Raw genomic sequence first — 22,876 nt, forward strand, 5'->3', positions numbered from 1 at the left:
TCGCGAGGGTGTCCAGGTTGTTCGTCACACAACGATCTTGGACACCCTCGTTCACGTCTGTACGGGCACCCCTTGGAATAGATCATCTAGACGGCCCGCCGGGTCATTCGTTCCGCTGAGGCGACCGTGGAGCGGGCCTCGCGGAGGGGGAGGCCGGTGTGGACGGCCGCGTCGACGAGGGCGGGGGCGAGGGTGGGGCCGATGCCGTCCTCGTAGGCACGGCAGGCCGCCCAGAAGAGCCGGGTGTTGCGTTGTCCCTCGTGGGCGGCGAGGACGAACTGGACCAGGCCGTGGCCGTGCGCGCCGCCCGCCGCCGGGGATGCGGGGTGGTGGCTGCGGGGCGGGGGCAGCAGCAGGCGCAGGAGGGCGCGCGGGCAGGACGCGGGGGCGAGGTGTGCGCTGCCGGGGGCGGTGGCGTAGACGCCGTGATCGGTGCGGGAGCCGGGGCCGACCAGGTAGCCGCCGGCGCCCCGGATGTCGATGCCGGGGGCGAGGCGGCCGGCCGAGTTCGGGACGACGACGTCGGGCGGGCCGGTGAGCCAGAGGTGACGGCCGCCGGAGGGGGTGAGGACGACGACCGTGGGCGGGATCGTGAACAGGTGGCGCAGAGCCAGCTCGCGCAGGGCGGCCGTCGAGTCCGTGCCCGACTTCGTGTCCAGGTCGACGCCGATGAGGTGGTATGGGGGCAGGCCGCAGGCGACGCCGTAGCCGGTGGCCCAGGGGGCGGCGGCGAAGAGTGCGCGGATGCGGGCCGGGTCGGTGGAGGCGTCGTAGACGCCGTGGCCCGGGCGGCCGCACTCGCCGTGGCAGGGCGGGGCGGTCGGGTCGTCGCGGTGGGGGGAGCGCAGGGCCGGGAGCTTCGTCCGGGACAGGGGGATGACGGCCAGGCCGCGCTCGGCGGCCGACAGGGCGTGGGCGAGGGCCAGCGTGGTGGCCTGCCGGGGGTACCGGTCGGTGGTGGCCATGGCTCTATGTTCGTACACGCGTTCGAAAAAGGGAAGAGTGGGTCGGTGCGGCGCGCCGCGAACGGGCGGAAGGGTTGAAGGTGTGCTGAAACGCTTCCCCCCTTGTGGGGCCTGAGGGGGTGACTGTCCGAGATCATAGAGTTTGGGGTGTATCGGGATATGTGGATAGCTTGCGGGGTTTATCGACTTCTCATCACGCTTGCGTGCTAATCATCGCTTCTGAGGTGGTTCGGCAGGGATTCGGTGGGCAACTCTGGTCTCGCGACGTCGTCACAGCGCCGGGACGGTCGGCCAACTGTCCTGGCACAGGCCGTAATTGCCCGAAGTCGAATGGTTCTGGAGGAACACCATGGCAAGCATCCGTACCGCCCGCGTCATCGCCGCCGTCTCCGCCCTTCCGCTGGCAGCCGCGCTCTTCACCGGCGTCGCGGCGGCGGACAACGGCGCGATCGCGGACGACGGATCGAACGCGGGCGTCGCGAGCGTCGTCGGCAGCGGTGTCGGTGGCGACAACGAAGGCAACTCCTCCACCGCGCAGCAGAACGCGGTGGGGGCGGGTGCCTCGAACCAGAGCAACACCGCCCAGGTCGACGACTCCCCGCTCACGACCGTCAACCAGGGCAACAGCGTCACGGAGGTCGCCTTCACGCCGCTGTGGTGGTGACCCCGGGGGTCGGCGCTCGGGCTCTGCCGTCTTCGTGCCGGGCGTGTGTCTGGGGGAGGTGACGCGTCCGCGCGGCGGTGCTTCGGCGCCGCCGCGCGGACGTGCTCGGGTGACCTTGACAGGCCCGAATATCTGACGGACAGTCAGAAACCGTCCCGCCAGGATCTCTCGGGCCGGTTGTGGGAAGGAGCGCGGCCGTGGACGACGACGAACTCCAGGCACGGCTGAAGGCCTACGAGGGCCGTCCCGCCGCCGTCTCCGGAACCGGCCGTGACCCCGTCAACGCGCCCATGATCCGGCACTGGTGCGAGGCGATGGGCGACCGTCACCCCGCGTACACCGGGCCCGACGCGATCGCCCCGCCCACCATGCTCCAGGCGTGGACCATGGGCGGCCTGGGCGGTCACGCGGGCGGGCGCGCGGGGGCCTACGACGAACTGCTCGGCCTCCTCGACGGGGCGGGCTGCACCGCGGTCGTCGCCACCGACTGCGAGCAGGAGTACGTCCGTCCCCTGCGGCCGGGCGACGAGGTCACCTTCGACTCGGTGATCGAGTCCGTGTCGGGCCGCAAGACGACCAAGCTGGGCACCGGCTACTTCGTCACGACCCGCACGGACGTCCGCGTGGCCGGAGAACTGGCCGGCACCCACCGCTTCCGCATCCTCAAGTACGCCCCCACACGGCGGGAACCGAGGGAGCGGCGCCCCCGCCCGGTGGTCAACCGCGACAACGCCGGCTTCTGGGAGGGCGTCCGCGAACACCGCCTCCTCATCCAGCGCTGCACCGCCTGCGCCGCCCTCCGCTTCCCCTGGCTCCCCGGTTGCGGCACGTGCGGGGCGCCCGGGTGGGACACGGTCGAGGCGAGCGGCGAGGGGACCGTCTTCTCGTACGTGGTGGTGCACCACCCGCCCTTCCCCGCCTTCGCGGAGCCCGATCACGCCGCCGGCCCGGCGGGCCCGTACGGGGTGGCCCTGATCGAACTCGCCGAGGGCGTGCGCATCGTGAGCAACGTCGTCGGCATGCCGTGCGACAGAATCCGGATCGGGATGCCGGTGCGGCTCGACTTCCGGCGGTACGACGAGGAGCTGGTGCTGCCGGTCTTCCAGGGGGTGGCGGCATGAGCCCCGGGGACGAGCTGGAGCCGCTGGAGATACCGATCACCCGCACGCTGATCGTGGCCGGCGCCCTCGCCTCCCGCGACTACCAGGACGTGCACCACGACCCGGAGGCCGCTCGCGCGAAGGGCTCGCCGGACGTCTTCATGAACATCCTCACCACCAACGGCCTGGTGGGCCGCTACATCACCGACCGCTTCGGCCCGACCGCGGTGCTCCGCGGGGTCGCCATCCGGCTCGGCGCCCCCAACCACCCCGGCGACACGATGGTGCTGCGGGGCACGGTCGAGGAGGTCGACGGAGACAGGGCGGTGGTGCGGGTCACCGGCGAGAACGGCATCGGACGGCACGTCACCGGCACGGTCACCGTGACCGTTTCCGGAGCGGTTTCCGAAGCCGTTCCGGGAGCCGTGCCCGGAGCGGTTCCGGGAGTCGTGCCCGGAGCGGTTCCGGGAGTCGTGCCCGGAGCGGTTCCGGGAGCCGTTCCCGTGGCCGTGACCCACCCCCTTCCCGGCCCGGCCGGAGGTGCGGCGGAGTGAGCGTCCGGACGCGGGACCGGCTCGGCGGGCGGGCGGCGATCGCCGGGATCGGGGCGACGGAGTTCTCCAAGGACTCGGGGCGCAGCGAGCTGAGGCTGGCGGTGGAGGCGGTGCGGGCGGCGCTGGACGACGCGGGGCTGCGGCCGGCGGACGTCGACGGGCTGGTGACGTTCACGATGGACACCAGCCCCGAGATCACCGTGGCGCAGGCGTGCGGCATGGGCGAGCTGTCCTTCTTCTCCCGCGTCCACTACGGCGGCGGCGCGGCCTGCGCGACCGTCCAGCAGGCGGCGCTGGCGATCGCCACCGGGTTGGCCGAGGTCGTCGTCTGCTACCGCGCCTTCAACGAGCGCTCGGGACGCCGCTTCGGCTCCGGCGTCCGGTACCGCGAACCGTCGGCGGAGGGCGCGGCGCTCGGCTGGACGCTGCCGTTCGGGCTGCTCACCCCGGCCTCCTGGGTGGCGATGGCGGCGCAGCGCTACCTGTACGCGTACGGGCTGACCCCGGAGGCGTTCGGGCACGTGGCGGTCACGGCGCGCCGGCACGCGGCGGCCAACCCGGCGGCGTACTTCCACGGACGGCCGATCACCCTCGCCGAGCACGCGGCCTCCCGCTGGATCGCCGAGCCGCTGCGGCTGCTGGACTGCTGCCAGGAGACGGACGGCGGCCAGGCACTGGTCGTCACCTCGGTGGAGCGCGCCCGCGACCTGCGGCGTGCGCCGGCCGTGGTCGCCGCGGCCGCCCAGGGGGCCGGCCGGGCCCAGGAGCAGATGACCAGCTTCTACCGCGACGACCTCACCGGCCTGCCGGAGATGGGCGTGGTCGCCCGCCAGCTGTGGCGCACCTGCGGCCTCGCACCCGCCGACATCGACGTGGGGATCCTGTACGACCACTTCACCCCGTTCGTGCTGATGCAGCTGGAGGAGTTCGGCTTCTGCCCGCCCGGCGAGGCCGCCGCGTACGTCGCGGAGGACCGCCTCCCGCTCAACACCCACGGCGGCCAGCTCGGCGAGGCCTACCTGCACGGCATGAACGGCATCGCGGAGGCCGTACGGCAACTCCGGGGCACGTCCGTGAACCAGGTGCCGGCCGCGGCCCGGGCCCTGGTGACGGCGGGCACCGGCGTGCCGACGTCGGGGCTGGTGCTGGCGGCCGACGGCTGAGCCCGCGTCCCCGGGCTGCCCCACCCTTACCGCCGGCGCCCGACCCGCAGGGGTGATCCCGCAGTAGCCGGCGCCCGACCCGCAGGGGTGATCCCGCAGTAGCCGGCGCCCGACCCGCAGGGGTGATCCCGCAGTAGCCGGCGCCCCCTCGTCCACCTTCAGGAGGTGGAGCCGGCACCACCCCTACAACCTGAGGCGGACTCCCCTTCGGCACCTCCGGCCGATCCGCGGGGCCGGGGTCCGCTCCTAGCGTTGAGCCATGACCACACCCGTCTGCACCAGCGCTTCGAACGGCATGACGCGGCCTTCTCCGTACCCGTCCTTCGCGTCGTACGTCAGAGCCCGTCAGCCGGTGCTGCTGCGCACCGCCCGGTCGCTGACCGCGAACCCGAGCGACGCGGAGGACCTGCTGCAGACCGCGCTCGCCAAGACGTACGTCGCGTGGGAGCGGATCGAGGACCACCGGGCGCTCGACGGCTACGTCCGCCGGGCCCTGCTGAACACGCGCACCTCGCAGTGGCGCAAGCGCAAGGTGGACGAGTTCACCTGCGACGAGCTGCCCGAGCCGGAGCCTCGGCCCGGCGACGAGGACCCGGCCGAGCGGCAGGCGCTGCACGACGCGATGTGGCGGGCGATCATGAAGCTGCCCTCCCGGCAGCGCGCGATGGTCGTCCTCAGGTACTACGAGGACCTGAGCGAGGCCCAGACGGCGGAGGTCCTCGGGGTTTCGGTGGGCACGGTGAAGTCGGCGGTCTCCCGGGCCCTCGGCAAGCTTCGGGACGATCCTGAGCTGGGCGTTGTTCGATAACGCGCCGAAGTGCCGTTTTACGCGCGCTTGAACGTGACCTGATCGATCGTCGTTCCCTAGTGACATACCGCGCGGTATGTGCGCAGAATCAGCGCAACCCGTTACCACCGCGTAGGCAATGTCGCCGCACCTGGGAGGACGCCGTGCTGAGCACCATGCAGGACGTACCGCTGCTGATCTCGAGGATCCTGACCCACGGGTCGGCGATCCACGGCACATCGCAGGTGACCACCTGGACCGGCGAAGGCGCCCCGCAGCGCCGTTCCTACGCCGAGATCGGCGCCCGGTCCGCACAGCTGGCGCACGCCCTGCGCGAGGACCTCGGGGTCGCGGACGACGACCGGGTCGCCACCCTCATGTGGAACAACGCCGAGCACGTCGAGGCCTACTTCGCGATCCCCTCCATGGGCGCGGTCCTGCACACCCTCAACCTGCGTCTGCCCCCCGAGCAGCTCGCCTGGATCGTCAACCACGCGGCCGACAGGGTCGTGATCGCCAACGGTTCGCTGCTGCCGCTGCTGGCCCCGCTGCTCCCGCACCTGAAGACGGTCGAGCACGTGGTCGTCTCCGGCCCCGGTGACCGCTCCCTCCTCGAGGGCGCGAGCGCCCGGGTCCACGAGTACGAGGACCTCATCGCAGGCAAGCCCACCGCCTACGACTGGCCCGAGCTGGACGAACGCCGGGCCGCCGCCATGTGCTACACCTCCGGCACCACGGGTGACCCCAAGGGCGTGGTCTACAGCCACCGCTCCATCTACCTGCACTCCATGCAGGTCAACATGGCCCAGTCGATGGGCCTGACCGACCAGGACACGTCCCTGGTCGTCGTGCCCCAGTTCCACGTCAACGCCTGGGGCCTGCCGCACGCCACCTTCATGACCGGCGTGAACATGCTGATGCCGGACCGCTTCCTGCAGCCCGCGCCGCTCGCCGAGATGATCGAGACCGAGAGGCCCACCCACGCGGCCGCCGTCCCCACCATCTGGCAGGGCCTGCTGGCCGAGCTGACCGCCAAGCCGCGGGACGTCTCCTCCCTCACCCAGGTCACCATCGGCGGCTCGGCCTGTCCGCCCTCCCTGATGACCGCCTTCGACGACCTCGGCATGCGGGTCTGCCACGCCTGGGGCATGACGGAGACCTCCCCGCTCGGCACCATCGCCCGCCCGCCGGCCCAGGCGGTCGGCACGGACCAGGAGTTCGCCTACCGCCTCACCCAGGGCCGCTTCCCGGCCGGCGTCGAGGCCCGCCTCACCGGCCCCGGCGGCGAACGCCTCCCCTGGGACGGCGAGTCCGCGGGCGAGCTGGAGGTCCGCGGCCCGTGGATCGCCGGCGCCTACTACAACGGCCCCGACGCCGAACCCCTGCGCCCCGCCGACAAGTTCAGCGAGGACGGCTGGCTCAAGACGGGTGACGTCGGCACGATCTCTCCCGACGGCTTCCTCACCCTCACCGACCGCGCCAAGGACGTCATCAAGTCCGGTGGCGAGTGGATCTCGTCCGTCGAGCTGGAGAACGCGCTGATGTCCCACCCGGACGTCGCCGAAGCGGCGGTCGTCGCCGTCCCCGACGACAAGTGGGGCGAGCGCCCCCTCGCCACGGTCGTGCTGAGGGAGGGCGCCACCACCGACTTCCAGGCCCTGCGCACGTTCCTCGCCGACGAGGCCAGGATCGCCAAGTGGCAGCTCCCGGAACGCTGGACGATCATCGGCGCGGTCCCGAAGACCAGCGTGGGCAAGTTCGACAAGAAGGTGCTGCGCAGGCAGTACGCGGCGGGCGAGCTGGACGTCACGAAGCTCTGAGGAACGGGCAGGGCGCCGGGCGGGTCCTGTGGAGACCTGCCCTGCACCCTGCCCGCTGAGCGGTGCCGGCCGGCCGCGACCTGCCCGGACGCTGAGCGGTGACGTTCGCGTGGACCGCGCGGAGGCGGTCTGCGGCTTCGGCGGCCGGGGCTCCGGGCCGTAGCCGGGGCGGTGCGCGCACCCCGCCAGGGCCTTCTGGGGTGACGTTCGCGTGGACCGCGCGGAGGCGGTCTGCGGCCGTGGTGCCGGGTTGTCGCCGGACGATGCCGGCGTGGCGCGCTCACCCCGGGAGGGCTTCCTGGCCGGCTGGAGCGGCATCGCCGCCACGGTGGGTGGACGGGAGCGGCTCGGCCGATCAGGCGGCCGTGCCGTCGGCGCGGCGGTCGGCCGGCGTCGGCCGTCCCCGCCGTACCGCCGTGGTCCCCCAGCCCAGCGCCAGCCACACACCCGCCACCGCGACCACTCCGGTCCAGCCCCAGTGGGCGAAGGCGACGCCTGCCAGGGCCGAGGCGGTAGCGCCGCCGGCGAAGCCCGCGACGACGTAGGCGCTGTTGGCGGCGGCCGGGGCGGAGGTGGTGGTCAGGGCGAGGGTCTGGTTGGCGACATGGGAGGCGACCAGGGCCGCGTGGATCGCGATCGCGGCGACGAAGAGAGCCACGAGCACCTGACCGCCGAGCCAGAAGAGGGGCACGGACACGGCTGCGAGGAGATACGCGGAGCGCACGACCTTCGCGGCGCCGAAGCGGTCGACCAGGCCGCCGGCGAGGGGCGCGACGACGCTGGCCGCGAGTCCGAAGAGGCCGAAGAGACCGGCGGTGGCGGTGGACAGACCGTAGGAGGCGCCGGTCAGCAGCAGGGCCAGCGAGGTCCACAGCGCGCTCCAGGCGCCGTACATCCCGGCCTGCCGCACGCACGCCCGCCACAGGTCGGGCGAGTGGCGCACCAGGCCCGGCATCGCCCGCAGGCCCGAGAAGAGCCCGCCCTCGCGGGGCCGGCGCTGTTCGGAGGGGAGGGCGGCGGCGGTCAGCAGACCGAGCGCCGCGGTGAGGACGGCCGCGCCGACGAAGACCGCCCGCCAGCCGAAGGCCTGACCGGCGAGTCCGCCGAGGACGCGGGCCGCGACGATCCCGGTGAACAGGCCGGAGATGACGGCGGCGACGTGGCGGGCGCGGTGGTGCGCGGGGGCGCGTTCGGCGACGAGCGGCACGAGCAGCTGCGGGACGACGGTCGCCGCGGAGGCGACGAGCACGGCGGCCGCGAGCGCGGTGGTCCCGGCGGCCACGGCCCCGGCGGTCAGCGCCGCCGTCGTGACGAGGGACAGGGCGGCGACCAGGCGGCGCCGGTTCACACGGTCGCCGAGCGGGGCGAAGAAGAGCAGGCCGGCGGCGTAACCGAACTGGGCGACGGAGGCGATCCAGGCCACCCCCGAGGGTGTGGAGCCGAAGTCACGGGCGATGAGAGGGAGCAGCGGGGCCGCGACGTAGATGTTGGCGGCCGTGACGGCGGTGCAGAGCGCGATGAGGGGGAGGAGCAGGCGGCCGGCGGTTCCCGGTGCCCTCCTGGTGGGCTCGGTGCGCTGCTGGGGGGTGGTGCTTGTGGTGACCGCGGGCGGCATGGCGGAGATGCTCCTTAGAGCCGACTCTGACAACTAACCAGTTGGTTGGAACATGAGGTGGAACAGTCTGGGACGCTCGCCCATTCCCTGTCAACCAACCAGTTGGTTACCTGACGGCTACCATGTCCCCATGGCAACGAGCACGCCCCGCAGCACCTCGCGCACGACCTCCCGCGACCCCGAGGCCACCAAGGCGCGGATCTTCGACGCGGCCGTCGCCGAGTTCGCCCGGTACGGCATCGCGGGCGCCCGCATCGACCGCATCGCCGCCGAGGCCAAGGCCAACAAGCAGCTCATCTACGCCTACTTCGGCAACAAGGCGGAGCTCTTCACGCAGGTCCTCGGCCGCCGCATGGTCGACCTCGCCGCCGCCGTCCCCGTCGACCCGGACGACGTCGAGGGCTGGATGGACCGCCTGATGGACTACCACGCCGCCCACCCCGAACTGCTGCGCCTCCTCTACTGGGAGGGCATCGAGTACGGCAGCGCCGAACTCCCCGACGAGACGGAACGGCAGGAGCACTACGCCCGCAAGGTCGCCGCGGTCCGGGACGGCCAGGACCGCGGGGTGATCAGCGACGCGATCCCGGCCCCGGACCTGCTGTTCCTGCTGGTCGCGCTGGCGAACTGGGCCACCGTCGTACCGCAGATGAGCCGCATCCTGGTCGGCGCCGGGGACGAGGACCGGGCGCGCCTGCGGGACTCCGTGAAGGAGGCGGCGCGACGGCTGGTCGCACGCTGAGCGCTCCGCGGGGTGGCGGGTGAGGTGTCGGACGTCGGACGCGTGCGGGTGCGTGGTGGTTGGTCGCGCAGTTCCCCGCGCCCCTATAGGGGCGTTGTGCGGGGCTGTGCCGGGTCCGCTTCGTCGGGTGGTGCGGCCGGGGGTTGCGTGCGGGTGCGTGGTGGTTGGTCGCGCAGTTCCCTGCGCCCCTATGGGGGCGTTGTGCGGGGCTGTGCCGGGTCCACTCCGTCGGGTGGTGCGGCCGGGGGTTGCGTGCGGGTGCGTGGTGGTTGGTCGCGCAGTTCCCCGCGCCCCTATGGGGGCGTACGGGCCGTCAGTTGGTGCCGATCCGGGCGAGCAGGTCCACGATCCGGGACTGGACCTCCGCGCTCGTGGACCGTTCCGCGAGGAACAGGACCGTCTCGCCGGAGGCCAGCCGCGGCAGGTCGGCCTGGTCGACCGCGGCGGTGTAGACGACCAGCGGGGTGCGGTTGAGCTGCTGGTTCGCCCGCAGCCAGTCGATGATCCCGGCCCGGCCCCGATGCACCTGCAGCAGATCCATCACGACCAGGTTCGGCCGCAGCTGCGAGGCCAGGGTGACCGCGTCCGCGTCGCTTGCCGCCCGCGCCACCTGCATCCCGCGCCGCTCGAGCGTCGCCGTCAGCGCCAGCGCGATCTCCGCGTGTTCCTCGATCAGCAGCACCCGCGGCGGGTGCTGTTCGCTGTCACGCGGCGCGAGCGCCTTCAGCAGTACGGCGGGATCGGCGCCGTAGGCCGCGTCGCGCGACGCCTGTCCGAGTCCGGCCGTGACCAGCACCGGCACCTCGGCGGCCACCGCCGCCTGCCGCAACGACTGCAGCGCGGTCCGCGTGATCGGCCCGGTCAGCGGGTCCACGAACAGCGCGGCCGGGAAGGCGGCGATCTGCGCGTCGACCTCCTCCCGCGAGTGCACGATCACCGGCCGGTACCCACGGTCGCTGAGCGCCTGCTGCGTACTGACGTCGGGAGCCGGCCACACCAGCAGCCGACGCGGGTTGTCCAGCGGCTCCGGCGGCAGCTCGTCGTCCATCGGCACCGGCCGCGGCGGATCGGGCACCTCGACGGCCCCGCCCGGTCCGTCCAGCGGCTCCGGCCCCTCGGCGGCGTTCTCGTCCGGCGCCCCTATGGCGTACGACCGCCCGGCCCCCTCGGTCCCGGGCGCGACCCGCGCCGGTCCGGCGGTCGGCTGCCCGGGAAGCGGCTGGCCCGCGAGCGAGGGCTGCGGTACGGCCGGCTGCGGCGCCACCGGAGCCGCCGGGGCCTGCGGAGCCGCCGGGGCCTGCGGCGCGGCGGGCTGCGGTACGGCGGGCTGCTCGGCCGACGGGTGCGGCCGGGCCGACTGCTCCGGCCGCGAGGCCGGGTCCGGCGGCGTACCCAGCTTGCGGCGCCGCCCGGAACCACCGGGGGCGTGCGGCGCCGGGGTCGCCGTGGACTGGGGCGGCTGGACCTGCTGAACCTGGGCGGCCTGGCGGGTGAAGGGCACCCCCTGGCCAAGGGTCCGCACGCTGATGGCCCGTCCCTGCGTCGAGTTGGGGTCCACCGGCGCGGCGGCGGCCTCGGCGGGCAGCGGCTGCGCCGCCCGCGGCTGTGCGACGGCCTCGGGCGGGAGCGGGGTGCCCGTGCTCGGCGTGGACATCGGGGAAGCCGCGGGGATGGAGGCCGCCTCGGCGGGCAGCGGCTGACCCGGGGCGGGCGGGGCCGCGGGGGCATGCGCGGCGGGCTGCTCCGGGGCCGACGGGGCGGGAACCGGCGCGGCGGGGTTCGGCCGGCCGGGTGAGGTCTGACCGGGTGCCGGTTGCTGCCCGGGGATCGGGTGACCGGCGGCCGACGGGCCGGGGAGCGGCTGCGCGGCCACGGGCTGCCCGGGCAGCGGCCCACCCGGGACCGACTGTGCGGGCACGGGCTGACCGGGGACCGGCTGACCGGGAACGGCCTGTCCACCCGGAACCGCGCCACCCGGAACCGCACCCTGTGGCGCGCGACCCTGCGCCGGCACGACCCCGCCGGGCTGCGGTACGGCCGCCCCCGGCCGGGCCTGCGCGACCGGCTGCTGTCCTTGCTGAGGCACCGTCTGCCCCGGCACGGGCACCGTCTGCCCGGCACCTTCCTGAGGCTGAGCCTGGGCATGACCCTGAGCCTGCGCGGGAACCGCCCCCGGAGGAAGCGGCGGGGCCGTTGCCGCCGCCTCCGCCGTCGGCTGGGCCACCGCCCGCCGCCGACGGCCCGTCGGAGCGTTCGTCGGATGCGGCTGCGGCGGGGTGTGGTCCTCGGCCTGGTCGTGCGGAACGGCGTCGTGCCGGCCGTGGTCGATCAGCGCTTCCTGGGACGTGCCCTGAGCGGGCACCTGCGCCTGCGGCGGAACCGGGGCCTGCCCGGGCACGGGAACCGGCGCAGGCGCGGGCATCTGTCCCGGCACCGGAATCGGCTGCCCGCCCACGGGCTGCCCGCCAACGGGCTGTCCGGGAACCGGCTGCCCGGGAACCGGGGACGCCCCGGGCGGCATCGCGCCCGGAACCTGTCCCGGAATCTGTCCCACCGCCTGGGCCTCGACGACCCCGCCCGTCCCGTCGGACGAGCGGTCCGCCTCCGCCGGCGGCAGGGCGAACACCGTGCGGGGCCCGGCCTCCTGCGCGGCGGCACGTTCCGTCGCCGCGGCGAGCGCCCGCCGCCGGCGTCCGGTCGGCTGCGTCTGCTCCGCGGGAGCGCCCGCCTCGCCGCCCGCGAGCGCGGGCAGGGCGGCCGGCAGGGCCTGCGGTTCGTCGGCGGCACGCCGCGCCCGCCGTCCGCCGGGCGCGGGAACACCCTGCGGCGGAACGGTGCCACCGAGTCCCGTACCGGACGCGGCGGTCCCCGCCGCATGCTCGGCGGCCGTCACGACGGCCCCCTCGGCGACGCCGGCCGCGCCGGAGTCCGCACCGTCGGCCGGCTCGGCCGCCCGCCCGCGCCGCCTCCCGGTCCCACCGGCCCCAGCGGAGGTCTCGGCCTCGTCCGCCGACGCCGCGACCGGCGGCTCCTCGGAGGCCGCCGCCGCCCGCCGACGCCGCCGCCCGGTGGGAGCCGCGGCCTCCGCCTCGGCGCCCCCGCCCGCGCCGGCGACGTCACTCTCCAGGAAGGCGTCCACGGAGGACCGCCGGGCCCGCCGCCGCCCCCCGCCGGGGCCCTGCTCGGCCTCGGCACCGTCCGCGGCCTCCGCCGCCTCCGGGGCGGGGGCCGGGAGCTCACCGGCCGAGCCCGCCGGCAGGGCGACCGCGGAACCGGCGGCGGCCACGTCGGCCGGTGCGGCGGCGACCGCCCCCGCACCACCGCCCAACGGCACCTCGAGGACGTAGGCGTTGCCGCTCATCCCCGGCACCTCGTGCGTCTGGAGCACACCACCGTGCGCCCGCACGATCCCGCGCACGATCGGCTCGTGCACCGGGTCGCCCCCGGCGTACGGCCCGCGCACCTCGATCCGGACGACCTCACCGCGCTGCGCGGCGGCCACGACCACCGTGTTGTCCATGTAACCGCCCGCCGACACGGGCGCGTTGCCGGTGGCGTCGACGCCCGCGACATCGGCCACGAGGTGGGCGAGCGCGGTCGCGAGGAGGCGCGCGTCGACCTCGGCCTCGATGGGCGGCGCGTGTACGGCGAACTGCACCCGCCCCGGCCCCACGAGTTCGACGGCCCCGTCGACACCGGCGGCGACGACGGCGTCGAGCATCACCTTCGTACGGCTGATCTCCTCGCTCCCGGCGTCGAGCCGCTGGTAGCCGAGGACGTTGTCGATGAGGGTGGTGATCCGCGCGTAACCCGCCGACAGGTGGTGCAGCACCTGGTTGGCCTCGGGCCACAGCTGTCCGGCGTCGTCCGCGGCGAGTGCGGACAGCTCACGGCGCAGCTCGTCGAGGGGCCCGCGCAGCGACCGGCCGAGGAGGGTCAGGAGCTGGTCGTGCCGGGCGGCGAGGGCCTCGTAGCGGTCCTTCTCCCGCTCGCCGAGCGCGGCGTAGCGTTCCTCGCCGGCGGCGAGCTCCTCCGCGTGCCGCTCGCGCAGCTCCTCCAGCTCGGTGACGTGCTGCTGGCGCAGTGCGGTCAGGTCGGAGGCGTGCTCCTCGGAGAGCTTCTCCAGCTCCTGCGCGTGCCTCTTCTCCTGGGCGGTCTTCTCCTCGGCGAGGGCGTCGAAGAGCCGCCGGTCGGTGAAGGTCATCACGGCGCCGACGAGCTGGTCGCCGTCCCGCACGGGCGCGGTCGTCAGATCGACGGAGACCTTGTCGCCCGCCTTCGACCACACCACCTGCCCGCGCACCCGGTGCTTGCGCCCGGACCGCAGGGTGTCGGCGAGCGGCGACTCGTCGTACGGGAAGCGGGAGCCGTCGGCGCGCGAGTGCAGCATGAGCGTGTGGAGCTCCTTGCCGCCGAGGTCGCTCGCCCGGTAGCCGAGGATCTGCGCGGCGGCCGGATTGACGAGCACGATCCGCCCGTCGGTGTCCGTCCCCACGACCCCCTCGGACGCGGCCCGCAGGATCATCTCGGTCTGCCGCTGGGAACGCGCCAGCTCCGCCTCGGTGTCGACGGTTCCCGACAGGTCGCGTACGACGAGCATGAGCAGCTCGTCGTTGGCGTAGCCGTAGCTGTCGTAGGCCTGCTGCCCGTTCTCGAGGTTCGCGCTGGTGACCTCGACGGGGAACTCGGAGCCGTCCGTCCGCCGGGCGATCATCCGCGTCGGCTTGGTCCGCCCGCGCGGGTCCATGTGGTCGGGCCGGCGCATGGACCCCGGGATCAGCTTGGAGTCGAACTCCGGCAGCAGGTCCAGCAGCCCCCGCCCGACGAGCGCGGTCCCCGGCGCCTCGAAGGCCTCCAGCGCGATCGTGTTCGCGTTGACGACCGTCCCGTTGGCGTTGACCAGCAGCAACGCGTCGGGAAGAGCGTCGAGTATGGCTGCGAGGCGAGCAGCGCCTCGGGATGGCCTGCTGCTCACGAGTCGCTTCCTCCCTGTTACCGCACCTTGCCGACCGCTCGGGCCATATTGCCAACCGTCCCGCAGCGTGTCACGCGAGGGAGTCTAAGGGCTGGGGCGGCGCTCGCGGCGCCGGATGAGAGGGAGCTCGCACGACGAAGTGACCCAGAACGTATGACCGCCCGCTCCGGCTTCGCGGGACCTGCGCGCGACGTTTACGGGACCAGTGCTTTTGCCGTGGGAAGGCTGTGCGCGCGAGGGATCACCGCCCCGCCGGTCAGCGTGCGGCCGCCCCCACGGCGGGCAGCAGCGGCACGAACCGGTCCCACCGCGCGATCTCGCACCCGTTGCTGCGGTCGTATGTCGCGTCGACGGCCCGCCCGGCCCACCGCCCGGTGACCCGCGCCGTGGCCGGCCCGCCGTACCGCATGGTGCACACGCTGCCGTCCGGCACCGGGGCGAAGGCGTCCCGCCCCCACCTCGTGTTCCGGTCCAGCGCGCGACAGGCCCCCGACACGTCCGGGTGACTCCCGCCGCCCGGGTGGCAGCGCACCTCGAACCTCCCGTCCGCTCCGTTTCCCGCCCCCTTGACGCTGACGACGAGGTGATCGCCGCCGCCCGGCGACGTGAGGGACACGCCCGGGGGCCTGAGGAACACGCCCGGGGATGTGAGGGCAGCGGCCGGCCCGGACCCGACGGCCAGGGAGCCGCCGAGGGAGACGGACGCGGCGGATACGGCGAGAGCGAGCCGCCGGAGCGGTGTGACCTGGAACATGACCTGACCAACGCCCCGACCCCGGCGACGTTCCGCCCCGGCAAGGCCTTTGCCCTGTGGCCCGCCTGCCTAGTACCGTAGAGGCCGATTGGTGACACGACGCTCGACTGTGTCATCATCTGCACGCACCACTCGCACACACGCGAGCGGTTGTGCTGGAGGCGTCGCCTAGTCCGGTCTATGGCGCCGCACTGCTAATGCGGTTTGGGCCTTAAAGCCCATCGAGGGTTCAAATCCCTCCGCCTCCGCTCCACACGAAGCCCCGGTCATCCCGACCGGGGCTTCGTCGTTGCCCTCCCCGAAGAGCCTCACCGCGCCCCCTCAGCACCCCCATATGGACGTTTGCGCAGGTCGCAAGGGGTGTGCGAATCGGATTTCACATGACGGCGGCAGTCATGTAATGTTCTTCCTGTCGCCGCGAGCGGGCCGGAAGGGCCGGGAGCGGAAGACGAAAAAGAGAAGAAAGACAAGCACTCGTAGCTTAACGGATAGAGCATCTGACTACGGATCAGAAGGTTGCAGGTTCGAATCCTGCCGAGTGCACAACAGATCAGAGGCCCTGTGGAGCGATCCACAGGGCCTCTGGCTTTTCCGGTGACGGCGACCGTTTTCGCGAGTCGATCAGACGGCTACCGGGATACCGGCCGTGCCGCCGTCATCATGCCGGACCCAGCGGTGCCTCAGCCGCTAGCGGAGCGACCGCAGGCCCGTGCGGACCTCTTCGACGAGGAGCTCCGGCTGCTCCCAGGCCGCGAAGTGGCCGCCCTTGGGGAGCCGGTTGTAGTGGATGAGGTTGGGGTACGCCTCCTCCGTCCAGCTCTTCGGAGCCTGGTAGAGCTCATCGGGGAAGACGCTCACGGCGACCGGGAGCGTGACGCCCAGGGCGCCGAAGAACGGCCTCGTGTTCTCCGCGTACAGACGCGCCGCGGAGATCGCCGTGTTCGTCAGCCAGAACAGCGTGATGTTGTCCAGGACGTCGTCACGCGTCAGGCCCTCCTTCTCTCCGGCGAACGACCGGGAGATCAGGGCCAGGCTGTCCCGGTCGTGGTCGAGCAGGAAGGCCGCCAGACCGACAGGAGAGTCCGCGAGCGCCGTCAGCGACTGCGGACGCGACCCCATCATGTAGGCGTAGTAGACGTGCCGGTACACGAAGCCCAGCTGCTCGACCGCCGCCATCTCCTCGTCGTTGTCGAGGGTGACGTCGGACGGCAACGGGTTGCCGGCCACGATCGCCTGCTCGATGGCGGGCGGAACCACCTTGGGCATATTGGTGTGGATGCCGATCAGGCCCTCGGGCTGCTGAAGGGCCATGGTGTCCGTGACGACCGCACCCCAGTCGCCGCCCTGCGCCGCGTACTTCGTGTAGCCGAGGCGCTTCATCAGCTCGGCCCAGGCGCGTGCGATGCGCTCGGGACCCCAGCCGGTCGAGGTCGGCTTGCCCGAGAACCCGTAGCCGGGCATCGACGGGATCACCAGGTGGAAGGCGTCCGACGCGTCCCCGCCGTGGGCCGTGGGGTCGGTGAGCGGCTCGATGATCTTCAGCTGCTCGACGACCGAACCCGGCCATCCGTGCGTCACGATCAGCGGCAGAGCGCTCTCGTGCTTCGATCGGACGTGGATGAAGTGGATGTCCAGCCCGTCGATCTCGGTGATGAAGTGCGGCAGGGCCTTCAGCTTCGCCTCGACCTTGCGCCAGTCGTACTCCGTCGCCCAGTAGCGCGCGAGCTCCTTGATCGTGGCGAGCTGCGTGCCCTGGGACTGATCCGCGACGGTCTCCTTTTCCGGGAAACGCGTGGCCTCGATGCGCCGGCGCAGGTCCTCGAGCTCCGCCTCGGGGAAGTCGAAGGTGAACGGCCGTATCTCCGGCGACGCGGAAGTGCCAGACATGTGGGGGTCTCCTTGCTGTGGTCAGTGGCTTTCAACAGCCAGCGACGCCGTGTCGCTGACTCGTCCACCTTGGACCTGGCCGACGCGCATCGCCCCAGGGGAAACCCCGGGGCCGGACCCGGGGCCGGACCCGGGGGCGGGTCAGAGCTCGCATAACCCCCAAAACCCTCAAAGGAGACCGAAGGGAATAAGATCGCATCAGCTCACCGATCGGCGGCAGGAAGGGCGACCCATGGGCATGCCGGCCGTGGATTCCCACGTCGCACTGAGGGGCCGGGGGAGGGAATTGGCCGCGCTCGAGCGGGTGCTGGCCACGGCGCGGGCGGGCAGCAGCGCGGTTCTGGTCCTGCGCGGTGAGGCGGGGATCGGCAAGACCGCGTTGCTGGACCACGCGGAGCGCAGGGCCGTCGGGTTCCGTGTCGTCGGTGTCGCGGGCGTCGAGTCGGAGATGGAGCTCCCGTTCGCGGCGCTCCATCAGCTCTGCTCACCCATGCTGGGTCGGCTCGACCAGCTCCCCCCACCACAGCGCGATGCGCTCTCCGTCGCCTTCGGACTACGGGAGGGCGAGGCGTCGAATCGGTTCCTTGTCGGCCTGGCGGTGATCGGTCTGCTCGCCGGCGCCGCCGGTGACCGGCCGCTGGCCTGCCTCGTCGATGACGTGCAGTGGCTCGACGACGGGTCCCTGCAGGTGCTGGCGTTCGTCGCCAGGCGGTTGATGGCCGAACCGGTGGCTTTGATCTTCGCCGTGCGGGACGCCCACGACGATCGTGGGCTGGCGGGTCTGCCGGAGCTGACCGTCGAGGGCCTCAGCGAGCCCGACGCACGTGCCCTGCTGACGTCGGCCGTCCGCGTGCCGCTCGACCCGCTGGTACGGGACCGGATCGTGGCCGAGGCGCACGGCAACCCGATGGCCCTGTTGACCTTGCCGCGTGCGCTCGCGCCTGCCGAGCTCGCGGGCGGGTTCTGGCTTCCCGGCACGCGCCCTGTGGCGAGCTGTATCGAGACCGCGTTCCATCAGCGGTTCCGGTCGCTTCCGCAGGACAGCCGGCGGCTTCTGCTGATCGCCGCGGCCGAGCCGACCGGGGACGTGGACCTGTTGTGGCGTGCGGCTGGCCTGCAGGAGATACCGGCGGACGCCGCAGCGCCGCCCGAGTCCGCAGGACTGGTCGAGTTCGGCACCAGGGTGCGGTTCCACCACCCCCTGGTGCGCTCGGCCATCTACCAGAGGACATCCGCGCCGGACCGCCGGGCGGCGCACCGAGCACTGGCGGAAGCCACCGATCCCCACCTTGATCCCGATCGCAGGGCGTGGCATCGCGCTCACGCCGCCGCCCGGCCCGATGAGAGCGCCGCCGCCGATCTGGAGCGCTCGGCCTGCCGGGCCCAAGGCCGGGGAGGAGCCGCTGCGGCAGCCTCGTTCCTGCGGCGGGCGGCGGAGCTGACGCCCGATCCCGCACGCCGCGTCACTCGTGCACTGGCCGCAGCGCAGGCCGAGATCGACGCCGGCGGGGCCGTTCATGCCCACAACATGCTGGCGGCGGCGGAGGCCGGCCCTCTCGACGAGTTGCAGCGCGCTCGGCTGGAGCGGCTGCGAGCCCGACTGGTCTTCTCCCAGGTGCGCGGCAGCGACGCGCCCCGGCTTCTGCTCGACGCCGCGCACCGGCTGGCGCCTCTCGACGCCGTCCTCGCCCGTGACACCCTGCTGGAAGCGGTCGGTGCGGCTGTCTTCGCCGGCCGTCTGAGCACAGGGCCCGGGCAGCGGCAGGTGGCCGAGGCGGCCCGTACCGGGCCGCCGCCGTCTTCGCCGCCGCGGATGGTCGACGTCCTCCTGGATGCCATGGCCGGTCTGATCATCGACGGCCACGCCGTCGGCGTCGACGCTCTCAGGCGTGCACTGCACGTCGTCCGGGAGGAGCAGAGGTCCGGCGCGACGGATGCGGACAGGCGCTGGCTGTGGCTGGCGTTCCGGGTGATACCCGAGCCTCTCGCACCGGAGCTGTGGGACGACGAGGCGTGGCAGGAGCTGGCGACCGGCGCCGTCGGCATCGCCCGCGAAGCGGGTGCCCTCGCCGTCCTCCCGATGGCGCTGACCTACCAGGCGTGCTTCCACGCGCATGCCGGCGACTTCGACACCGCGGCGGGTCTGATCGACGAGGCGACGGCGATCTCGGAGGCGACCGGCGGCACGCCCATGATGTACACGTCCCTGGTCCTCGCCGCGTTGCGGGGACAGGAGTCCCAGGCGCTGGACCTCATCGGGACCACCGCCGAGGAAGTGGTCTCCCGGGGCGAGGGACGCTCGCTCGGCCTCGCCGAATACGCGACCGCGGTGCTGTACAACGGCCTCGGCCGCTACGAGGACGCCCTGGCAGCCGCACAGCGCGTATGCCAGTACGAGGATCTGGGCTTCTTCGGCTGGGCCCTGGTCGAACTGATCGAGGCGGCCGCCCGCAGCGGGCAGCCGGAGACCGCCGCGTCCGCGCTGGAGAAGCTCGCCGAACGCACCCGCGCGAGCGGCACCGACTGGGCCCTTGGCACGGAGGCCTGCTCGCGCGCGCTCCTGAGCGACGACCGGGACGCCGACGCCGCCGACGCGCTCTACCGGGAGGCGATCGAGCGTCTCGAACGATGCCGAGTCACCGTCCACCTGGCCCGCGCCCGTCTGCTGTACGGCGAGTGGCTGCGCCGCCAGAACCGCCGCCAGGACAGCCGTGCCCAACTGCGCTCCGCCTACGGGACGTTCAGCCGCATCGGAGCCGACGGCTTCGCTGAGCGCGCTCGCCGGGAGCTTCTGGCGACCGGAGAGACCGTACGCAAGCGGACGGTCGGCGCCACCTCCGAACTCACCGGCCAGGAGGCCCAGATCGCCAGGCTGGCCAGAGACGGCCACACCAACTCCGAGATCGGCGCCCAACTGTTCATCAGCCCACGCACGGTGGAGTGGCACCTCGGCAACGTCTTCACCAAGCTCGGCATCAGCTCGCGCAGACAGCTCCGCTCAGTGCTGTCCACTCCGGAACGGGGGGTGCCGACGGTCTGACCAGCCGCGGACGTCCTCTGGGGGAGCGGCGCGTGGCGCTTCGGGCCGCTGCCGGCTTGGCGGCGACTCCGACGGCAACGACGGCAGATGCTGACCGTTGATCGCCGCCGCCGATCGTCCCGCAAGACCACGGACCCTCCGCCCATGTCGAGACCGGTCAGCGAGACCGGTGGTCCGCGAGCCAGGTTCGCCAGACGTGCCGTGAGGTGGGGAGCTCCGGGTGGTCGAGGAGCCGGAGTACGTAGCCTGCGTGCAGGCGGGCCCATGGGTTCGGGGAGTGGCGTGCCCGGTCGGGCCTGGTGCGCCACGGGGACGTCCCGCGCGGGCCGCGTCCAGCCGGGCGAGCGCCGCTCTCCGCTCGACGTCGTCGGGTGCTGTCAAGCCGTACGTCCGGCTCAGACGCTCGGCCCACACTTCGGGGCCATCCGTGTACGGTCCCGCCGCTTCCACCATGGCGCACATCTTCCTCGGCCCGTGCCGCACAGGCGATCCCCTTCTGGCGAGGAGCCCTCCCCCGCGGGGTCCTCCCTGCGGCGGTCGTCCGGGTGAGTGCCCGTCAGGCGGCGCAGCCCGTCTTCGGTGCGGGCCAGGGCACGTGTGTTTCCAAGAGCGGGGTGGGCGCCGGTCGGTGTCAGTCGGTGTCCTGCTGGTCCCGCAGTTCCTCGCGATAGGCGTTCGCCAGGGCCTTCGCGCGGGTGAACCAGTCCGTGAGGACGGCGATCTCGTCGGGGGAGTAGTCGGCGAAGAGGGCGTTGAGGCGGTCGTAGTACGGGCCGTACAGGGCGTGGGCCCGGGCCACGGCGTCCGGTTCGGCGGCCACGCGGACCCGGCGGCGGTCGTGCGGGTCGGGGCGGCGGGTGACGTAACCGGCGCGTTCGAGGCGGTTGAGGATGCCGGTCACCGCGCCGGTCGTGACGTGCACGCGGGTGGCGAGTTCGCCCGCGGTGAGGAGGTTCTCGCCGGCCTGGAGGACGTAGGCGAAGCAGGTGAGGTCGGTGACGTTGAGGCCCAGGCGCTGGGCCATCTCCTGCTGGCCGACCAGGTGGGCCGCGATGAGGTCGTCCATCGCCGACAGCGCCTGTGCGGGGGTGGCGGGGGGACGGGGTGGTGGCTGGGCTGTCATCGCGGGGGGCTGCTCCCTCTGCAGTCGGTTCGTGCTGGGTCCTTGTTATCTGCTTTCCCTTTCTCTTACCTTGTAAGAGGTTTGTGTCATCAACTTCTTAGATCGTGAGGGATCATGGCGCTGTACGACGAAGGACATACGGTCGCCGGCTGGACCGGCGTCGCCATCGCGACCGTCGGCACCTCCGTGGCGGGGGTCGGAGTGTGTGCCGTGTCCGGTGTCCTCATAGGGGTGGGACTCGGGATCGTGGGGCTGAGCGCGCTGGTCACCTGGGCCCTGCATCTCACCGGGTGGGGTAAGCCGCCGGGCGTGCGGCCGCGGGCGGAGTGGGGGATGGGGGTGCGGGACCCGCACGCCCGGGGCGGGCACCCGGGGTGCCTGGGGTGCCGGCTCGCCGGGCGGGGGCGGGGCGGCGAGGGGGCGTTGTCAGTGGCGGCGTCTAGCGTGGTGGGTGATGGCACAGGCGTGGAAGTGCGCGGGGCTGCGGTGGTCGGCGCAGGGGCCCGCGCTGATGTGGGACGGGGGGCGTAGGAGCCCGCTGTCGTGGGGGAAGCGGGTGGCCTTCGGGGTCGCGGAAGGGGGCGTGCGCGGATGTGTGGGGGCTCGAGGACATCCGTGCCCGGTGCGGGCGGTCGTCCCGGGGAGGAGCACGGGCGCTCGGTGCGACGAGTGCGCGCGGCTGGACCGGGCGCACTCCGTCGCCGCCGACGGGATCGCCGACGATCCGCGGCCGTACCGCGTCTACCTGGCGTGGTTCGGGCCGGGCCTGGTCAAGGTCGGGATCACGGCCGTCGAGCGGGGGCCGGTGCGACTGCTGGAGCAGGGTGCGGTCTGCTTCAGCTGGCTTGGCACGGGGCCGCTGATGGCCGCCCGGCGTACGGAGGAGCTGTTGCGGGCCGCCCTGCGCGTGCCCGACCGGATCCCGTACGCCGAGAAGCGCGCGGTCCGCGCCGAGTTGCCCGGCGGGGAGGAGGAACGAGCGTGTGAGCTGAGGGAACTGCACGCCCTCGCCGTGGAACTGGGCGGCTGGCCCGAGTCGTTGGTCCGCGAGCCCTTCCGATCCGTCGATCACATGGGGGTGTTCGGGCTGGCCGGCGCGCCCGCCGCCGTGGGGGAGGTCGGCGAGCTCGTCGCGGGGGGTGCCCTGAGCGGGGAGCTGGTGTCGGCCGCCGGGCCCGACCTGCACCTCGCGGTGGGAGAGAAGGTCGTCGTGCTCGACACGCGGCTGATGCGGGGGTGGGAGCTGCTGCCGGTGACGGCCACCGAGGGAGGCGGGGAAGTCCGCCTGCCGGTACGGGACCTCAAGCCGGGGCGCCGGCACCAGGACGGGCTGTTCTGACGACGGCGGCGCCGGTTGCACCGGCCGTGCGGTAGGGCCGGGGGAATGGGGAGGACTGGGGAGCCGGGAGGGCCGGGAGGACTGGGGAGCTCGGGGGGCCGGGGAAGCCGGGAGAACGGGAAAGCGGGAGGACGGGGAAGCCGGGAGAACGGGGGAGCGGGAGGACGGGGAAGCCGGGAGGACGGGGAAGCCGGGAGGACGGGGAAGCCGGGAGGGCCGGGAGGACTGGGGAGCTCGGGGGCCGGGGAAGCCGGGAGAACGGGAAAGCGGGAGGACGGGGACGCCGGGAGAACGGGGACGCCGGGAGGGCCGGGAAGCCGGGAGGGGGTGATGCCCGCCGCCCCTGCG

15 protein-coding genes, 2 tRNA genes and 1 pseudogene are annotated in these 22,876 nt (G+C 73.3%); 12 read left to right on the forward strand and 6 right to left on the reverse strand.

The window, feature by feature from the left end; translation table 11 throughout:
• Positions 1-86 precede the first annotated feature (86 nt).
• Entirely contained in the window at positions 87-965 is an 879-nt protein-coding gene (locus ACIHAR_RS35640; protein WP_400023361.1) for a bifunctional DNA primase/polymerase, read from the reverse strand.
• Between the two features lie 349 nt (positions 966-1,314).
• Between ACIHAR_RS35640 and ACIHAR_RS35645 the strand changes: the two genes are divergently transcribed.
• From ACIHAR_RS35645 to ACIHAR_RS35670, 6 genes and pseudogenes are all read left to right on the forward strand, one after another.
• Positions 1,315-1,629 carry a hypothetical protein gene (locus ACIHAR_RS35645; protein ID WP_400023363.1) on the forward strand — a complete coding sequence of 105 codons (315 nt, stop codon included), beginning with the start codon at positions 1,315-1,317 and terminating at the stop codon, positions 1,627-1,629.
• A gap of 197 nt (positions 1,630-1,826) precedes the next feature.
• Positions 1,827-2,750 (forward strand): bifunctional MaoC family dehydratase N-terminal/OB-fold nucleic acid binding domain-containing protein, encoded by a 924-nt coding sequence (locus tag ACIHAR_RS35650; RefSeq protein ID WP_400023364.1) that lies wholly within the window; start codon positions 1,827-1,829, stop codon positions 2,748-2,750.
• A pseudogene (locus ACIHAR_RS35655) lies at positions 2,747-3,121 on the forward strand (MaoC/PaaZ C-terminal domain-containing protein); the annotation flags it as partial. The gene ACIHAR_RS35650 and the pseudogene ACIHAR_RS35655, both read left to right, overlap by 4 nt.
• Before the next feature lie 158 nt (positions 3,122-3,279).
• Positions 3,280-4,446, forward strand: a complete 1,167-nt coding sequence (locus tag ACIHAR_RS35660) for a lipid-transfer protein (protein WP_400023366.1) — start codon at positions 3,280-3,282, stop codon at positions 4,444-4,446.
• Positions 4,447-4,705: 259 nt separating this feature from the next.
• Entirely contained in the window at positions 4,706-5,254 is a 549-nt protein-coding gene (locus ACIHAR_RS35665) for a SigE family RNA polymerase sigma factor (protein WP_365465514.1), read from the forward strand.
• 155 nt (positions 5,255-5,409) lie between these two features.
• Positions 5,410-7,053: a long-chain fatty acid--CoA ligase gene (locus ACIHAR_RS35670; RefSeq protein WP_400023415.1), complete on the forward strand. Its 1,644-nt coding sequence runs from the start codon at positions 5,410-5,412 to the stop codon at positions 7,051-7,053.
• 355 nt (positions 7,054-7,408) lie between these two features.
• On the opposite strand, the gene ACIHAR_RS35675 is transcribed toward ACIHAR_RS35670, so the two are convergent.
• Positions 7,409-8,668, reverse strand: coding sequence for an MFS transporter (locus ACIHAR_RS35675; protein WP_400023368.1), 1,260 nt, complete (start codon positions 8,666-8,668; stop codon positions 7,409-7,411).
• A gap of 130 nt (positions 8,669-8,798) precedes the next feature.
• Between ACIHAR_RS35675 and ACIHAR_RS35680 the strand changes: the two genes are divergently transcribed.
• Positions 8,799-9,410 carry a TetR family transcriptional regulator gene (locus ACIHAR_RS35680; RefSeq protein WP_365465519.1) on the forward strand — a complete coding sequence of 204 codons (612 nt, stop codon included), beginning with the start codon at positions 8,799-8,801 and terminating at the stop codon, positions 9,408-9,410.
• Between the two features lie 313 nt (positions 9,411-9,723).
• Here ACIHAR_RS35680 and ACIHAR_RS35685 read toward each other — a convergent pair whose 3' ends face one another.
• Positions 9,724-14,385 (reverse strand): PAS domain-containing protein, encoded by a 4,662-nt coding sequence (locus ACIHAR_RS35685; protein WP_400023369.1) that lies wholly within the window; start codon positions 14,383-14,385, stop codon positions 9,724-9,726.
• Positions 14,386-14,641: 256 nt separating this feature from the next.
• Entirely contained in the window at positions 14,642-15,139 is a 498-nt protein-coding gene (locus ACIHAR_RS35690) for an SSI family serine proteinase inhibitor (protein ID WP_400023372.1), read from the reverse strand.
• A gap of 157 nt (positions 15,140-15,296) precedes the next feature.
• Here ACIHAR_RS35690 and ACIHAR_RS35695 point away from each other — a divergent pair.
• Together ACIHAR_RS35695 and ACIHAR_RS35700 are read left to right on the forward strand one after the other, a co-directional pair.
• Positions 15,297-15,387: transfer RNA gene (locus ACIHAR_RS35695), tRNA-Ser, on the forward strand.
• 222 nt (positions 15,388-15,609) lie between these two features.
• Positions 15,610-15,682, forward strand: a tRNA-Arg gene (locus ACIHAR_RS35700).
• A gap of 144 nt (positions 15,683-15,826) precedes the next feature.
• Here the strand turns inward: ACIHAR_RS35700 and ACIHAR_RS35705 are convergent.
• A complete protein-coding gene (locus tag ACIHAR_RS35705) occupies positions 15,827-17,026 on the reverse strand; it encodes an epoxide hydrolase family protein (protein ID WP_400023373.1) in 1,200 nt (399 codons plus the stop codon).
• 232 nt (positions 17,027-17,258) lie between these two features.
• On the opposite strand from ACIHAR_RS35705, the gene ACIHAR_RS35710 reads away from it, so the two are divergent.
• Positions 17,259-20,066 carry an AAA family ATPase gene (locus ACIHAR_RS35710; RefSeq protein WP_400023374.1) on the forward strand — a complete coding sequence of 936 codons (2,808 nt, stop codon included), beginning with the start codon at positions 17,259-17,261 and terminating at the stop codon, positions 20,064-20,066.
• A gap of 631 nt (positions 20,067-20,697) precedes the next feature.
• On the opposite strand, the gene ACIHAR_RS35715 is transcribed toward ACIHAR_RS35710, so the two are convergent.
• Complete coding sequence (locus ACIHAR_RS35715) at positions 20,698-21,189, reverse strand: MarR family transcriptional regulator (protein WP_365465534.1); 492 nt, start codon at positions 21,187-21,189, stop codon at positions 20,698-20,700.
• 114 nt (positions 21,190-21,303) lie between these two features.
• Between ACIHAR_RS35715 and ACIHAR_RS35720 the strand changes: the two genes are divergently transcribed.
• On the forward strand, positions 21,304-21,720 hold the full coding sequence (locus ACIHAR_RS35720; protein ID WP_365465538.1) for an HGxxPAAW family protein: 417 nt from the start codon (positions 21,304-21,306) through the stop codon (positions 21,718-21,720).
• Complete coding sequence (locus ACIHAR_RS35725) at positions 21,644-22,528, forward strand: DUF2797 domain-containing protein (RefSeq protein WP_400023377.1); 885 nt, start codon at positions 21,644-21,646, stop codon at positions 22,526-22,528. The genes ACIHAR_RS35720 and ACIHAR_RS35725 overlap by 77 nt, the downstream gene beginning before the upstream one ends.
• The last annotated feature ends 348 nt before the right edge of the window (positions 22,529-22,876 follow it).

The organism is Streptomyces sp. NPDC052016, from assembly GCF_044548445.1.
Taxonomy (GTDB): domain Bacteria; phylum Actinomycetota; class Actinomycetes; order Streptomycetales; family Streptomycetaceae; genus Streptomyces.

Coding starts and splice junctions, on each gene's coding strand:
- ACIHAR_RS35640 (WP_400023361.1), bottom strand. CDS start 965: ATGGCCACCACCGACCGGTACCCCCGGCAGGCCACCACGCTGGCCCTC.
- ACIHAR_RS35645 (WP_400023363.1), top strand. CDS start 1,315: ATGGCAAGCATCCGTACCGCCCGCGTCATCGCCGCCGTCTCCGCCCTT.
- ACIHAR_RS35665 (WP_365465514.1), top strand. CDS start 4,706: ATGACCACACCCGTCTGCACCAGCGCTTCGAACGGCATGACGCGGCCT.
- ACIHAR_RS35670 (WP_400023415.1), top strand. CDS start 5,410: ATGCAGGACGTACCGCTGCTGATCTCGAGGATCCTGACCCACGGGTCG.
- ACIHAR_RS35675 (WP_400023368.1), bottom strand. CDS start 8,668: ATGCCGCCCGCGGTCACCACAAGCACCACCCCCCAGCAGCGCACCGAG.
- ACIHAR_RS35680 (WP_365465519.1), top strand. CDS start 8,799: ATGGCAACGAGCACGCCCCGCAGCACCTCGCGCACGACCTCCCGCGAC.
- ACIHAR_RS35690 (WP_400023372.1), bottom strand. CDS start 15,139: ATGTTCCAGGTCACACCGCTCCGGCGGCTCGCTCTCGCCGTATCCGCC.
- ACIHAR_RS35705 (WP_400023373.1), bottom strand. CDS start 17,026: ATGTCTGGCACTTCCGCGTCGCCGGAGATACGGCCGTTCACCTTCGAC.
- ACIHAR_RS35710 (WP_400023374.1), top strand. CDS start 17,259: ATGGGCATGCCGGCCGTGGATTCCCACGTCGCACTGAGGGGCCGGGGG.
- ACIHAR_RS35715 (WP_365465534.1), bottom strand. CDS start 21,189: ATGACAGCCCAGCCACCACCCCGTCCCCCCGCCACCCCCGCACAGGCG.
- ACIHAR_RS35720 (WP_365465538.1), top strand. CDS start 21,304: ATGGCGCTGTACGACGAAGGACATACGGTCGCCGGCTGGACCGGCGTC.
- ACIHAR_RS35725 (WP_400023377.1), top strand. CDS start 21,644: ATGGCACAGGCGTGGAAGTGCGCGGGGCTGCGGTGGTCGGCGCAGGGG.